12 protein-coding genes are annotated in these 13,963 nt (G+C 69.9%); all 12 read right to left on the bottom strand.

All coding sequences use genetic code 11. The features are described 5' to 3' along the window. Window positions 1-21: 21 nt before the first annotated feature. A complete protein-coding gene (gene metK, locus IF11_RS0133235; protein WP_030355516.1) occupies window positions 22-1,230 on the bottom strand; it encodes a methionine adenosyltransferase in 1,209 nt (402 codons plus the stop codon). A 354-nt stretch (window positions 1,231-1,584) separates the two neighbouring features. Further along, window positions 1,585-2,802 carry a bifunctional phosphopantothenoylcysteine decarboxylase/phosphopantothenate--cysteine ligase CoaBC gene (gene coaBC / locus IF11_RS0133230; RefSeq protein WP_030355515.1) on the bottom strand — a complete coding sequence of 406 codons (1,218 nt, stop codon included), beginning with the start codon at window positions 2,800-2,802 and terminating at the stop codon, window positions 1,585-1,587. Window positions 2,803-2,946: 144 nt separating this feature from the next. Next, window positions 2,947-3,219: a DNA-directed RNA polymerase subunit omega gene (gene rpoZ, locus IF11_RS0133225; RefSeq protein WP_030355514.1), complete on the bottom strand. Its 273-nt coding sequence runs from the start codon at window positions 3,217-3,219 to the stop codon at window positions 2,947-2,949. Between the two features lie 77 nt (window positions 3,220-3,296). Next, complete coding sequence (gmk, locus tag IF11_RS0133220) at window positions 3,297-3,860, bottom strand: guanylate kinase (protein WP_030355513.1); 564 nt, start codon at window positions 3,858-3,860, stop codon at window positions 3,297-3,299. 38 nt (window positions 3,861-3,898) lie between these two features. Then, entirely contained in the window at window positions 3,899-4,222 is a 324-nt protein-coding gene (locus tag IF11_RS0133215) for an integration host factor (RefSeq protein WP_030355512.1), read from the bottom strand. 321 nt (window positions 4,223-4,543) lie between these two features. Beyond that, entirely contained in the window at window positions 4,544-5,407 is an 864-nt protein-coding gene (gene pyrF, locus IF11_RS0133205) for an orotidine-5'-phosphate decarboxylase (RefSeq protein ID WP_030355510.1), read from the bottom strand. After that, window positions 5,404-6,513 (bottom strand): quinone-dependent dihydroorotate dehydrogenase, encoded by a 1,110-nt coding sequence (locus IF11_RS0133200; protein WP_030355509.1) that lies wholly within the window; start codon window positions 6,511-6,513, stop codon window positions 5,404-5,406. Before IF11_RS0133200 ends, pyrF begins: the two co-directional genes overlap by 4 nt. A gap of 73 nt (window positions 6,514-6,586) precedes the next feature. Then, the gene (gene carB / locus IF11_RS0133195) at window positions 6,587-9,922 is read right to left on the bottom strand and encodes a carbamoyl-phosphate synthase large subunit (protein ID WP_030355508.1); all 3,336 of its coding nucleotides are present in this window, start codon (window positions 9,920-9,922) and stop codon (window positions 6,587-6,589) included. Further along, complete coding sequence (gene carA, locus IF11_RS0133190; RefSeq protein ID WP_030355507.1) at window positions 9,915-11,060, bottom strand: glutamine-hydrolyzing carbamoyl-phosphate synthase small subunit; 1,146 nt, start codon at window positions 11,058-11,060, stop codon at window positions 9,915-9,917. The genes carB and carA overlap by 8 nt, the downstream gene beginning before the upstream one ends. Continuing rightward, complete coding sequence (locus tag IF11_RS0133185; RefSeq protein ID WP_030355506.1) at window positions 11,057-11,635, bottom strand: PH-like domain-containing protein; 579 nt, start codon at window positions 11,633-11,635, stop codon at window positions 11,057-11,059. The genes carA and IF11_RS0133185 overlap by 4 nt, the downstream gene beginning before the upstream one ends. After that, window positions 11,632-12,921 carry a dihydroorotase gene (locus IF11_RS0133180; RefSeq protein ID WP_030355505.1) on the bottom strand — a complete coding sequence of 430 codons (1,290 nt, stop codon included), beginning with the start codon at window positions 12,919-12,921 and terminating at the stop codon, window positions 11,632-11,634. Before IF11_RS0133180 ends, IF11_RS0133185 begins: the two co-directional genes overlap by 4 nt. Window positions 12,922-12,923: 2 nt before the next feature. Next, window positions 12,924-13,940 carry an aspartate carbamoyltransferase catalytic subunit gene (locus IF11_RS0133175; RefSeq protein WP_051746421.1) on the bottom strand — a complete coding sequence of 339 codons (1,017 nt, stop codon included), beginning with the start codon at window positions 13,938-13,940 and terminating at the stop codon, window positions 12,924-12,926. Window positions 13,941-13,963: the final 23 nt, after the last annotated feature.

Below are 13,963 nucleotides of genomic sequence, written 5' to 3'. Positions count from 1 at the left end.
CTCGACGTCAAGCCTGAAGGGTCAGACCCCCGCGGCCTTGCGCAGGGCGTCCACGCGGTCCGTGCGCTCCCAGGTGAATTCGGGCAGCTCGCGGCCGAAGTGGCCGTACGCCGCCGTCTGGGCGTAGATCGGGCGGAGCAGGTCGAGGTCGCGGATGATCGCGGCCGGGCGGAGGTCGAAGACCTGCGCGATGGCCTGCTCGATCTTTTCCGTGTCGACCGTGGCCGTGCCGAAGGTCTCCACGAAGAGGCCGACCGGCTCGGCCTTGCCGATCGCGTAGGCGACCTGGACCTCGCAGCGCGCAGCCAGGCCCGCCGCGACGACGTTCTTCGCGACCCAGCGCATCGCGTACGCCGCCGAGCGGTCGACCTTGGACGGGTCCTTCCCGGAGAAGGCACCGCCGCCGTGGCGGGCCATGCCGCCGTACGTGTCGATGATGATCTTGCGGCCGGTCAGGCCCGCGTCACCCATCGGACCGCCGATCTCGAACCGGCCCGTCGGGTTGACCAGCAGACGGTAGCCCTCGGTGTCCAGCTTGATGCCGTCGTCGACGAGCTCCTTGAGGACGTGCTCGACGACGAACTCGCGTACGTCCGGGGCGAGCAGCGAGTCCAGGTCGATGTCCGAGGCGTGCTGCGAGGAGACGACGACCGTGTCGAGACGGACGGCCTTGTCGCCGTCGTACTCGATGGTGACCTGCGTCTTGCCGTCCGGGCGCAGGTACGGGATGGTCCCGTTCTTGCGGACCTCGGAGAGACGGCGCGAGAGCCGGTGCGCGAGGTGGATCGGGAGCGGCATCAGCTCGGGCGTCTCGTCGCAGGCGTAGCCGAACATCAGGCCCTGGTCGCCGGCGCCCTGCTTGTCCAGCTCGTCCTCGTCGCCCTCGACGCGCTTCTCGTACGCCGTGTCGACGCCCTGCGCGATGTCGGGCGACTGCGCGCCGATGGACACCGAGACGCCACAGGAGGCGCCGTCGAAGCCCTTCTTCGAGGAGTCGTAACCGATCTCCAGGATCTTGTTCCGCACCAGCTGGGCGATCGGCGCGTAGGCCTTGGTGGTCACCTCGCCGGCCACGTGCACCAGACCGGTGGTGATCAAGGTCTCCACGGCGACCCGGGAGGACGGGTCCTCCTGCAGGAGCGCGTCAAGGATGGTGTCGCTGATCTGGTCAGCGATCTTGTCGGGGTGACCTTCGGTCACTGACTCCGAGGTGAACAGACGGCGGGACACATCGCTCCCTGTGGTTGCAGCGGCTGCTGGCTGATCATTGGCGGACCGGCGGAGGGCTGCAGCCCCGCGACGGTCCACGACCACTTTATCGGTCGTATCGGGCCACGGGGGCAAGTGTCTCGATCTGTGGGAGTCCCGCCGCCCGCGGCTCTGCATTATGCGATACGCCGATCGACCCTGGCCAGGGGGTGCTACGCCGGGATTCTTCGGTTTTCTGCTCTCCACCGCTGCGATTCCCCGGAAACGGGACGGCGGCGGTGCAACAAAGAATTCACGCGCACCACGGTTCACGTTCAGCTCGCGGGCTCACGGCCACGGCCGGGCCCCCCGCCCCCAGAACCTCGCCCCCAGCCCTCAGGTCCCCAGCCTCGGCGCCACCAGGTCCCAGACGACATCCGCCAGCGCCTCCTTCAGCCCGTACGGCACCGCCGTCTCGCCGCCGTCCGCCGCGAGAACGACCGCCTCGTTCTCCTCGGCGCCGAAGGTCTTCCGCTCCCCGACCTCATTGACCACCAGCAGGTCGCACCCCTTGCGCCGGAGCTTCTTCCTGCCATTGGCCAGCACGTCGTCCGTCTCCGCCGCGAAGCCCACGATCACCTGTCCGGGGCGGGCCCGCTCGGCCGAGATCTCGGCGAGGATGTCCGGATTACGGACGAGCGCCACCGGCGCGGGCTCCTCGCCGTCCTTCTTCTTGATCTTGCCCTCGGCGTAGGACGCGGGCCGGAAGTCGGCCACGGCCGCCGCCATGACCACGGCGTCGGCCTCCGCGGCCGCCTTCAGTACCGCCTCACGCAGCTGTACGGCCGTCCCGACATGGACCACCTCCACGCCCGCGGGGTCCGCGAACCCGGTATTGGCCTCGATCAGGGTGACCCGCGCGCCCCGCGCCGCCGCCGTACGGGCCAGGGCGTACCCCTGCTTCCCGGAGGAGCGGTTCCCCAGATACCGCACCGGGTCGAGCGGCTCGCGCGTACCGCCCGCGCTGATCACGACATGGTGTCCCGCCAGGTCGGGCACGGAGTCGGGTACGGACACGCCGCGCGCCAGTACGCGCCGGCAGAGCTCGAAGATCTCTCCCGGGTCCGGCAGCCGCCCCTTGCCCGTGTCGACTCCGGTGAGGCGGCCGACGGCGGGCTCGATGACGATGGCGCCGCGCCGGCGGAGTGTCGCGACGTTCTCCTGCGTGGCGGGGTGCTCCCACATCTCCGTGTGCATGGCCGGCGCGAAGACGACCGGACAGCGCGCGGTCAGGAGCGTATTGGTCAGCAGATCGTCGGCGAGTCCGTGCGCCGCCTTGGCGAGCAGATCGGCGGTGGCCGGGGCGACGACGACCAGATCGGCGGACTGCCCGATCCGCACATGCGGCACCTCGTGGACATCGCTCCAGACCTCGGTGGAGACGGGGTGGCCGGAGAGGGCCGACCAGGTGGCCGCCCCGACGAAGTGCAGCGCCGAGTCGGTCGGTACGACCCGTACGTCATGGCCCGATTCGGTCAGCCGTCGCAGCAGCTCGCACGCCTTGTACGCGGCGATCCCGCCCGCGACCCCCAGAACGACCTTCGGCTTGTCCACCGTGTCTCCCCTCTCTCGTCCGTCCCCGGCTCTCTCGTCCGTCTCCGGCCCTACGGACATGACACACCACAGGCCCGGCGGTCGTACCGCCGGGCCTGTGCTGAAGAGCTTGTGCTGAGAACCTGTGCCGAAGAGCGCGTACGCCTACTGGGCGGGGCCGTCGATGGCCTCGGAGGTCAGCAGACCCGCGTTGATCTCACGCAGGGCGATCGAGAGCGGCTTCTCGTGGACGTGGGTGTCCACCAGCGGACCGACGTACTCCAGCAGGCCCTCACCGAGCTGCGAGTAGTACGCGTTGATCTGGCGCGCGCGCTTGGCCGCGTAGATCACGAGGCTGTACTTCGAGTCCGTGGCCTCAAGCAGCTCATCGATCGGCGGGTTGATGATGCCCTCGGGCGTGGTGATGGAAGAGGACACTCTCTAGCCTTCCGAAGAAAATTCAGGGAGAAACCGGTAATTGCGGGATTCACGATGGAAGGAAAGCCCACAAAAGATCATGCAACTGCCATCAAGGCTAGCAGCTCGCGCGCGACGTCCTCGACCGAGGTGTTGACCAGCGTCGTATCGAACTCCGACTCGGCGGCCAGCTCCACCTTGGCGGCCGCCAGACGGCGCTCGATCACCTCGGGCGATTCCGTGCCCCGGCCGGTGAGCCGGCGTACCAGCTCGTCCCAGCTCGGGGGCGCCAGGAAGATCAGCCGGGAGTCGGGCATCGACTCCTTGACCTGCCGCGCGCCCTGGAGATCGATCTCCAGCAGTACGGGCTCGCCGGCGCCCAGCCGGTCGAGGACCGCCTGGCGCGGTGTGCCGTAGCGGTTGCCCGCGAACTCCGCCCATTCCAGCAACTCACCATTGGCGACCAGCTTGTCGAATTCATCGTCGGTGACGAAGAAATACTGGACGCCATGGCGCTCGCCGGGGCGCGGCTTTCTGGTGGTGGCCGACACCGAGAGCCATACCTCGGGGTGGACCTTGCGCATATGGGCGACGACCGTGCTCTTGCCGACCCCGGAGGGGCCGGAGAGCACGGTCAGCCGCGGTCGTACCTCTGCTGCCATGCAGCGATTATCCAGGTTCCCGGGGGTGCCCGGGAACGTCAGGCGGCCTTGCCGCCGAACTCGCGCTCCAGGGAGGCGATCTGGTTGGAGCCAAGACCACGCACTCGGCGGCTCTCGGAGATCCCGAGCCGCTCCATGATCTGCTTGGCGCGGACCTTGCCCACGCCGGGCAGGGACTCAAGCAGTGCGGAGACCTTCATCTTCCCGATGACGTCGTTCTCCTGACCCTGCTTGATGACGTCATGGAGGGAGGCGCCGGAGTGCTTGAGTCGATTCTTGACCTCGGCCCGCTCCCGGCGAGCCGCGGCGGCCTTTTCGAGCGCGGCTGCGCGCTGTTCAGGGGTAAGGGGCGGAAGAGCCACGCCTACGTCACCTCGGATGTCGAACTGTCGGATACGGACCGGTGAGGAACCTAATCGCCCCACACCAGGCGAGCAACGGGCAACGCACTGCACGTTGGCTCTCGACGGAGACTAGCGGCCATGGCCGCCGGAGTCAGCGAGAACAGACGAAAAGTCCTGGTCAACGTCGATCGGGCCGTACATTTCAGGCATATTGCCCAGCTTTTCGGCCAAGAACCTCTTCATCGGCGTCCCAGCGGCGTCCCATCCGCGTCCCAGCGATGTTCCCCTGGTGTTCAGGGTCACCTCCTCAAGCCTCCCGACACGCCCCCGGCGCACGCCCTACGCGCCCCCGATAGCCGCCCTCACCTCATCGGCGAAACGGTCCGCCGCCTCCCTCAGCGCGCCGAGGTCCGGACCGTGCCGCAATACGCCCCGGCTGACGCTCGGAACCACATTGCCGACCGCCGCGCCGAACACGCCGGGCAGATCCGCCGGGGTCGCGCCCTGCGCGCCGATGCCGGGCGCGAGGAGCGGCCCGTTGATCGCGAGATCGACCCCCGCGTCCCCCAGGGTGGCGCCGACGACCGCGCCGACGGAGCCGAGCGGGGTCGCGCCCGCGTTCTCCGCGGCCATGTGGTCCAGCATCAGCTGCGCGACCGGCCGGCCGTCGGCGGCGGTGGCGCGCTGCACCTCCGCGCCCTCGGGGTTGGACGTCAGGGCGAGTACGAAGACACCCGAGCCGGAGAGCGCCGCCGCGTCCAGCGCGGGACGCAGCGATCCGAAGCCGAGATACGGGGAGACCGTGACCGCGTCCGAGAAGAGCGGCGAGTCCTTGTCCAGATAGGTCGCCGCGTACGCGCCCATGGTCGAGCCGATGTCGCCGCGCTTGGCGTCCATCAGGACCAGCGCCCCGGCCGCGCGCGCCTCCGCGACGGTCTTCTCCAGGACGGCGATCCCGCGCGACCCGAAGCGCTCGAAGAACGCCGACTGCGGTTTGAGTACGGCCACCCGGTCCGCCAGGGCCTCCACCGTCGTACGGGCGAAGCGCTCCAGGCCGACGAGGTCGTCGCCCAGGCCCCAGTCCGTGAGCAGCGAGCCGTGCGGGTCGATGCCGACGCAGAGCGGTCCGCGGGCGTCCATGGCGCGCCGCAGCCGCGCCCCGAAGGGCTCTTCCGGGGTCGGGGCGGAAGTGGTGGGGGTCATGCGGTCACCTTCCGGGTGTCGGCGCCGACGGCCTCGGCGAGCGTGGCGTACGGGCTGACGGCCAGCCGGGCGGCGAGCCCCTTGTGGATCGCGCGGCTCCAGAACGGGCCCTCGTAGATGAAGGCGCTGTAGCCCTGGACGAGCGTGGCGCCCGCGAGGATGCGCTGCCAGGCGTCCTCGGCGTTCTCGATGCCGCCGACCCCGACCAGCGTGATCCGGTCGCCCACGCGCGCGTACAGCCGGCGCAGCACCTCAAGCGAGCGTGCCTTCAGCGGCGCGCCGGACAGTCCGCCCGTCTCCGCGACCAGGGCCGGGTCCGAGACCAGGCCGAGCCCCTCGCGCGCGATGGTCGTGTTGGTGGCGATGATGCCGTCGAGGCCCAGTTCCACGGCCAGGTCGGCGACGGCGTCGATGTCCTCGTCGGCGAGATCGGGCGCGATCTTGACCAGGAGCGGCACCCGGCGGTGCGTGACAGTACGGTCGGCGGCCTCGCGTACGGCGGTGAGCAGCGGCCGCAGCTGGTCGACGGCCTGGAGGCTGCGGAGCCCGGGGGTATTGGGCGAGCTGACGTTGACCACGAGATAGTCGGCGTGTCCGGCCAGCCGCTCCGTCGAGAGCACGTAGTCGCCGATCGCCTCACTCTCGGGGACGACCTTGGTCTTGCCGATGTTGACGCCGACGGTGGTCCTGAAGACCGGCCTGCGCGCCGCCAGCCGGGCGGCGACGGCGGCGGAGCCCTCGTTGTTGAAGCCCATCCGGTTGATCAGCGCGCGGTCGGCGACGAGCCGGAAGAGCCGTGTCTTCGGGTTGCCGGGCTGCGGCTCGCCGGTGACCGTACCGATCTCGATGTGGTCGAAGCCGAGCATCGTCATGCCGTCGATGGCCACGGCGTTCTTGTCGAAGCCCGCGGCGAGCCCGAAGGGGCCGTGCATCCGCAGTCCGAACGCCTCGGTGCGCAGTGCGCGGTGGCGCGGTGCCAGGGCGGCGGCGACGAACGTACGCAGGACGGGGATACGGGCGGCGAGCCGGATCCAGCGGAACGCCAGGTAGTGGGCGCGCTCCGGATCCATCCGGCGGAAGACCAGCCTGAAGAAAATCTTGTACATGGAGTGGTGTGTCCTCGAAGAGACCTCATGAAGAGGGGGACACCGGATTCGGTGTCCCCCGTCCTCGGACCGGCTAGTTGTCTCGCGCCGCGGTCAGATGTTCCGCGTGTTCCTGGAGGGAGCGGACGCCGACCTCGCCGTGTTTGAGGGCGTCGATGCCCTGGACGGCGGCGGCCAGCGCCTGGACCGTCGTCAGACAGGGAACGCCGCGCGCCACGGCCGCCGTGCGGATGTCGTAGCCGTCGAGCCGGCCGCCGGTGCCGTACGGGGTGTTGACGATCAGGTCGACACCTCCGTCGTGGATCAGCTGGACGATGGTCCTCTCGCCGTCCGGGCCCTCGCCCTCGCTCTGCTTGCGTACGACGGTGGCGTTGATGCCGTTGCGCTTGAGCACCTCGGCGGTGCCGGAGGTCGCGAGCAGCTCGAAGCCGTGGGCGACCAGCTCACGCGCCGGGAAGATCATCGAGCGCTTGTCGCGGTTGGCGACGGAGATGAAGGCGCGCCCCTTCGTGGGCAGCGGGCCGTACGCGCCGGCCTGCGACTTGGCGTACGCCGTGCCGAAGACGGAGTCGATGCCCATGACCTCACCGGTCGAACGCATCTCCGGGCCGAGGACGGTGTCCACCCCGCGCCCGTGGATGTCGCGGAAGCGCGACCACGGCATCACGGCCTCCTTGACGGAGATCGGCGCGTCGAGCGGCAGCGTGCCGCCGTCGCCCTGGGCCGGCAGCAGTCCCTCGGCGCGCAGTCCTGCGATGGTGGCGCCGAGCGAGATACGGGCCGCCGCCTTGGCGAGCGGTACGGCCGTCGCCTTGGAGGTGAAGGGGACCGTACGGGAGGCGCGCGGGTTGGCCTCCAGGACGTACAGGATGTCGCCGGCCATCGCGAACTGGATGTTGATCAGCCCGCGGACCCCGACCCCCTTGGCGATGGCCTCGGTCGAGGCGCGCAGCCGCTTGATGTCGAAGCCGCCCAGGGTGATGGGGGGCAGCGCGCACGCCGAGTCGCCGGAGTGGATCCCGGCCTCCTCGATGTGCTCCATGACGCCGCCGAGGTACAGCTCCGTACCGTCGTAGAGCGCGTCCACGTCGATCTCGATGGCGTCGTCGAGGAAGCGGTCCACCAGGACCGGCCGGGTGGGGCTGATCTCGGTGGACTCGGCGATGTACGAGGAGAGCCTGGTCTCGTCGTAGACGATCTCCATGCCGCGCCCGCCGAGGACGTACGAGGGGCGGACCAGCACGGGGTAGCCGATCTCGTCGGCGATGGCCTTGGCCTCGGCGAAGGTGGTGGCGGTGCCGTGCTTGGGCGCCGGCAGCCCCGCCTCGGCAAGGACCCGGCCGAAGGCGCCGCGGTCCTCGGCGGCGTGGATCGCCTCGGGGGGCGTGCCGACGACCGGTACGCCGTTGTCCTTGAGCGCCTGGGCGAGGCCGAGCGGGGTCTGCCCGCCGAGCTGGACGATGACGCCCGCGATGGGCCCGGCCAGCGTCTCGGCGTGCACGATCTCCAGGACGTCCTCCAGGGTGAGCGGCTCGAAGTAGAGCCGGTCGGAGGTGTCGTAGTCGGTGGAGACGGTCTCCGGGTTGCAGTTGACCATCACGGTCTCGTAGCCCCCCACAGGATTCGGCGCCGTGCTGAGCGCGAAGGAGGCGTGGACACAGGAGTAGTCGAACTCGATGCCCTGGCCGATCCGGTTGGGGCCGGAGCCGAGGATGATCACGGCGGGCCTCTCGCGCGGCGCGACCTCGCTCTCCTCGTCGTACGAGGAGTAGAAGTACGGGGTCTTCGCGGCGAACTCGGCGGCGCAGGTGTCGACCGTCTTGTAGACCGGGCGGATCCCGAGCGCGTGCCTGACCTCGCGGACCACGTCCTCGCGCAGCCCGCGGATCCCGGCGATCTGGGCGTCGGAGAAGCCGTGCCGCTTCGCCTCGGCGAGCAGCTCGGGGTCGAGCTTCGGGGCCGAGGCCAGCTCGTCCGCGTACTCCTTGATCAGGAACAGCTGGTCGACGAACCACGGGTCGATCTTCGTCGCGTCGAAGACCTCCTCGGGCGTGGCACCGGCCCGGATGGCGCGCATGACGGTGTTGATCCGGCCGTCCGTGGGAACCTTGGCGGTCTCCAGCAGCGCGTCCTTCTCGGCGGGACCGCCCGCCTCGCCGGTGAAGTCGAACTGGCTGCCCGCCTTCTCCAGCGAGCGCAGCGCCTTCTGGAGCGCCTCGGTGAAGTTACGGCCGATGGCCATCGCCTCGCCGACCGACTTCATGGTGGTGGTGAGGCTGGCGTCGGCCGCCGGGAACTTCTCGAAGGCGAAGCGCGGCACCTTCACGACGACATAGTCGAGCGTGGGCTCGAAGGACGCCGGGGTCTTCTCGGTGATGTCGTTGGGGATCTCGTCCAGCGTGTAGCCGACGGCGAGCCGGGCGGCGATCTTCGCGATCGGGAAGCCGGTGGCCTTGGAGGCGAGCGCGGAGGAGCGGGAGACGCGCGGGTTCATCTCGATGACGATGACCCGGCCGTCCTCGGGGTTGATCGCGAACTGGATGTTGCAGCCGCCGGTGTCGACCCCGACCTCGCGGATCACGGCGATGCCGATGTCCCGCAGGATCTGGTACTCGCGGTCGGTGAGCGTCATCGCGGGCGCGACGGTGATCGAGTCGCCGGTGTGCACGCCCATCGGGTCGAAGTTCTCGATGGAGCAGACGACCACGACGTTGTCGTGCTTGTCGCGCATCAGCTCCAGCTCGTACTCCTTCCAGCCGAGGATGGACTCCTCAAGGAGCACCTCGGTGGTCGGGGAGAGCATCAGGCCCTGTCCGGCGATCCGGCGCAGGTCCTCCTCGGTGTGCGCGAAGCCGGAGCCGGCGCCGCCCATGGTGAAGGAGGGACGTACGACGACGGGGTAGCCGCCGAGTTCGTCGACACCCTTGAGCACGTCGTCCATGGAGTGGCAGATGACCGAGCGCGCGGACTCGCCGTGGCCGATCTTGGCGTGGACGGCGTTGACGACGTCCTTGAAGAGGTCGCGGTCCTCGCCCTTGTTGATCGCCTCGACATTGGCGCCGATCAGCTCGACGCCGTACTTGTCGAGCGTGCCCGCGTCATGGAGCGAGATCGCGGTGTTGAGCGCGGTCTGCCCGCCGAGGGTGGGCAGCAGCGCGTCGGGGCGCTCCTTGGCGATGATCTTCTCGACGAAGTCGGGGGTGATCGGCTCGACATAGGTGGCGTCGGCGATCTCCGGGTCCGTCATGATCGTGGCGGGGTTGGAGTTGACCAGGATGACGCGCAGGCCCTCGGACTTGAGGACGCGGCACGCCTGGGTACCGGAGTAGTCGAACTCAGCGGCCTGGCCGATGACGATCGGTCCTGAACCGATGACCAGGACGGACTGGATATCGGTGCGCTTAGGCACGCTGGCCCTCCATGAGCTCTGTGAAGCGGTCGAACAGGTACGCGGCGTCGTGCGGGCCCGCGGCCGCCTCGGGGTGGTACTGGACGCTGAAGACCGGCCGGTCGAGCAGCCGGAGCCCCTCGACCACGTTGTCGTTGAGACAGACGTGGGAGACCTCGGCGCGGCCGTAGGGGGTGTCGGAGACCCGGTCGAGCGGTGCGTCGACGGCGAATCCATGGTTGTGGGCGGTGACCTCGACCTTGCCCGTCGTACGGTCCTGCACGGGCTGGTTGATGCCCCGGTGCCCGTACTTCAGCTTGTACGTGCCGAACCCGAGCGCGCGGCCGAGCAGCTGGTTGCCGAAGCAGATGCCGAAGAGCGGGGTGCCGCGCTCCAGCACGCCCTTGACGACGGTGAGGTCGGCGGTGGCCGGGTCGCCGGGGCCGTTGGAGAGGAAGACTCCGTCGGGCCCGGTCGCGTACACCTCGTCGAGGGTGGCGGTGGCGGGCAGGACATGCACCTCGATGCCGCGCTCGGCCATCCGGTGCGGGGTCATGCCCTTGATGCCGAGGTCGAGCGCGGCGACGGTGAAGCGCTTCGTCCCCTGCGCGGGGACGACGTACGTCCGCTCGGTGGCGACCTCGGCGGACAGGTTGGCACCCGTCATCTCGGGGGCCTCCTGGACGCGGGCGAGCAGCGTCGCCTCGTCGGCCAGGGAGGCGCCGGAGAAGATGCCGACACGCATCGCGCCGCGCTCGCGCAGATGTCGGGTGAGCGCGCGGGTGTCGATCCCGCTGATGCCGACGACGCCCTGGGCGACCAGTTCGTCGTCGAGGGAGCGCCGGGAACGCCAGTTGGAGGGGGTGCGCGCGGGGTCGCGTACGACATAGCCGGAGACCCAGATCCGCCGCGATTCGGCGTCCTCGTCATTGACGCCGGTGTTGCCGATGTGCGGCGCGGTCATCACGACGACCTGGCGGTGGTACGACGGGTCGGTCAGGGTCTCCTGGTAGCCGGTCATGCCGGTGGAGAACACCGCCTCGCCGAAGGTCTCCCCCACGGCCCCGTAGGCACGGCCGCGGAAGCTGCGGCCGTCCTCCAGGACGAGTACGGCGGGAGTCGCCTTGTCGCGGGCGGTTCCCGGGGTGGAGGTGGTCATCGTGCGGGGCCTTCCGTCGTCGTGAACTGGTTGGTGAGGTTGATGGCCTCGACCCATGCGGTGTGCTCGGCGGAGCGGTCGGAGCGGAAGCCGGAGTCGATCAGCTTGTCGCCGTGCTGCCAGGTGACGATCAGCAGCCCGCCCTCGGCCAGGACCTTGCCCGCGATGCCCTTGTCGAGCCGGGCCTCGCGCAGCTGGGCGGCCGGGATGAAGAAGTCGTTCGCCCCGGGGCGTACGACATCCAGCCCCGCGTCCGTGAGCGTCAGCTCGACGCGGCTGCGGGAGCCCAGGCCATGGGCCACGATCCGGTCGAGCCACTGCCCGGCGGTCGTGGAGCCGTGGTAGCGGCCGCTCATGCTCAGCTTGGCCTCACCGGGCGTCTCCGGCGCGCCGGGCAGCTCCGGCAGATCGGACTGGAGGCTGCCGCGCCACTTCCAGCCCTGGCGCATCAGCCAGTACACGAAGGCGATGAAGAGCAGCAGACCGAGGACCCAGCCGATGCGGGCGGCCCAGTCGGTCACCTCCGCCGATTTCTGTTCGGCGGCCAGAGGAAGCAGAAGGTTCGCAGTTGTCACGCCAGATTCCCGTCGACGACCGTGGCACGGCCCCGCAGGAAGGTGTGGGTCACCCGCCCCGGCAGCTCACGCCCCTCGTAGGGGGTGTTACGGCTGCGGGAGGCGAACCCCGCGGGGTCCACGGCACCACGGTATGCCGGATCCACCAGCGTCAGGTTGGCCGGCTCACCCGCCGAGACGGGACGGCCGTGGCCGTCGAGCCTGCCGATACGGGCCGGCCGGAACGACATCCGGTCGGCGACCCCGGCCCAGTCGAGCAGCCCGGTCTCGACCATCGTCTCCTGGACCACCGACAGCGCCGTCTCCAGCCCCACCATGCCCATGGCCGCGGCGGCCCACTCGCAGTCCTTGTCCTCGTGCGGATGCGGCGCGTGGTCGGTGGCGACGCAGTCGATCGTGCCGTCCGCGAGCGCCTCGCGCAGGGCCCTCACATCGGCCTCGGTGCGCAGCGGCGGGTTCACCTTGTAGACCGGGTTGTACGACCGTACGAGTTCGTCGGTGAGCAGCAGATGGTGCGGGGTGACCTCGGCGGTGACGTTCCAGCCCTTGGACTTCGCCCAGCGGACCAGCTCCACCGATCCGGCGGTGGAGAGATGGCAGATGTGAACGCGGGAGCCGACATGGGCGGCGAGGAGGACATCGCGGGCGATGATGGACTCCTCGGCCACGGCGGGCCAGCCGCCGAGCCCCAGCTCGGCCGAGACGATGCCCTCGTTCATCTGGGCGCCCTCGGTCAGCCGCGGCTCCTGGGCGTGCTGGGCGATGACCCCGTCGAAGGCCTTCACGTACTCCAGCGCGCGGCGCATGATCACCGCGTCGTCCACGCACTTGCCGTCGTCGGAGAAGACCCGGACGGCGGCGGCCGAGTCGTGCATCGCGCCGAGCTCGGCGAGGTGCTTGCCCTCCAGGCCGACCGTGACGGCGCCGACGGGCTGGACGTCGCAGTAGCCCGACTCCTTGCCCAGCCGCCAGACCTGCTCGACCACACCGGCGGTGTCGGCCACCGGGAAGGTGTTCGCCATGGCATGGACGGCGGTGAAACCGCCCACGGCCGCGGCCTTCGTACCGGTCAGTACGGTCTCGGAGTCCTCGCGGCCGGGCTCGCGCAGATGGGTGTGCAGATCGACCAGACCGGGCAGCAGGATCCGGCCCTCGGCCTCGATGACGGTCGTCGCGCCGTCGGCGGGCAGTCCGGTGCCCACCTGGGCGATCGTCTCGCCGTCGATCAGTACGTCCTGTGCCTCGCCGCCGAGTACCCGCGCGCCCCGGATCAGAATCTTGCTCATGGTTACTTGTTCTCCTCGGCGTTCAGGCGGGAATGGGTGACGGCGGGCTCGTTGCCGCCCAGCAGCAGATAGAGCACGGCCATCCGGATCGAGACACCGTTGGCGACCTGCTCGACGGCCGTGCAGCGGTCGGAGTCGGCGACCTCGGCGGTGATCTCCATGCCGCGGTTCATCGGCCCCGGGTGCATCACGATCGACTTCCCGGGCATCCGGCCCATCCGCTCACCGTTCAGCCCGTAGCGGCGGGAGTACTCCCGCTCGGTCGGGAAGAAGGCGGCGTTCATCCGCTCGCGCTGCACGCGCAGCATCATCACGGCGTCGGATTCCGGCAGCACCCGGTCCAGATCGTACGAGACCTCGCACGGCCACCGCTCGACCCCGATCGGTACGAGCGTGGGCGGGGCGACCACGGTGACGTGGGCGCCGAGCGTGTGCAGCAGCAGGACATTGGAGCGGGCCACCCTGCTGTGCAGCACATCACCGACGATGGTGACGCGCCGCCCGTCGAGATCACGCCCTATGCCCGCGTCCGCGCCGACCAGCCGGCGCCGCAGGGTGAAGGCGTCGAGCAGCGCCTGGGTGGGGTGTTCGTGCGTACCGTCGCCCGCGTTGACGACCACGCCGTCGATCCACCCGGAGGTGGCGAGGCGGTACGGGGCGCCGGAGGCGCCGTGCCGGATGACGACGGCGTCGGCGCCCATCGCCTCCAGGGTCAGCGCGGTGTCCTTGAGCGACTCGCCCTTGGAGACGGACGAGCCCTTGGCGGAGAAGTTGATGACATCGGCCGACAGGCGCTTGGCGGCGGCCTCGAAGGAGATCCGGGTGCGGGTCGAGTCCTCGAAGAAGAGATTCACCACGGTGCGGCCGCGCAGGGTCGGCAGCTTCTTGATGGGCCGGTCGGCGACCCGCGCCATCTCCTCGGCGGTGTCGAGGATCAGCACGGCCTCGTCGCGGCTGAGGTCGGCGGCGGAGATGAGATGGCCGGGTGTGCGGGGGCCGGCCCCCGGGAGGCGCAGCATCTGGAGAGTGCTCCGTTGTCTGG

Source organism: Streptomyces scopuliridis RB72, from assembly GCF_000718095.1.
Classification (GTDB): domain Bacteria; phylum Actinomycetota; class Actinomycetes; order Streptomycetales; family Streptomycetaceae; genus Streptomyces; species Streptomyces scopuliridis.
This window is presented reverse-complemented; position numbering and strand designations above follow the sequence as displayed.

Excerpts from the sequence above, each read along its gene's own strand:
- gmk (WP_030355513.1), bottom strand. The coding sequence starts at position 3,860 with ATGGCAGCAGAGGTACGACCGCGGCTGACCGTGCTCTCCGGCCCCTCC.
- pyrF (WP_030355510.1), bottom strand. The coding sequence starts at position 5,407 with ATGACCCCCACCACTTCCGCCCCGACCCCGGAAGAGCCCTTCGGGGCG.
- IF11_RS0133200 (WP_030355509.1), bottom strand. The coding sequence starts at position 6,513 with ATGTACAAGATTTTCTTCAGGCTGGTCTTCCGCCGGATGGATCCGGAG.
- carA (WP_030355507.1), bottom strand. The coding sequence starts at position 11,060 with ATGACCACCTCCACCCCGGGAACCGCCCGCGACAAGGCGACTCCCGCC.
- IF11_RS0133180 (WP_030355505.1), bottom strand. The coding sequence starts at position 12,921 with ATGAGCAAGATTCTGATCCGGGGCGCGCGGGTACTCGGCGGCGAGGCA.
- IF11_RS0133175 (WP_051746421.1), bottom strand. The coding sequence starts at position 13,940 with ATGCTGCGCCTCCCGGGGGCCGGCCCCCGCACACCCGGCCATCTCATC.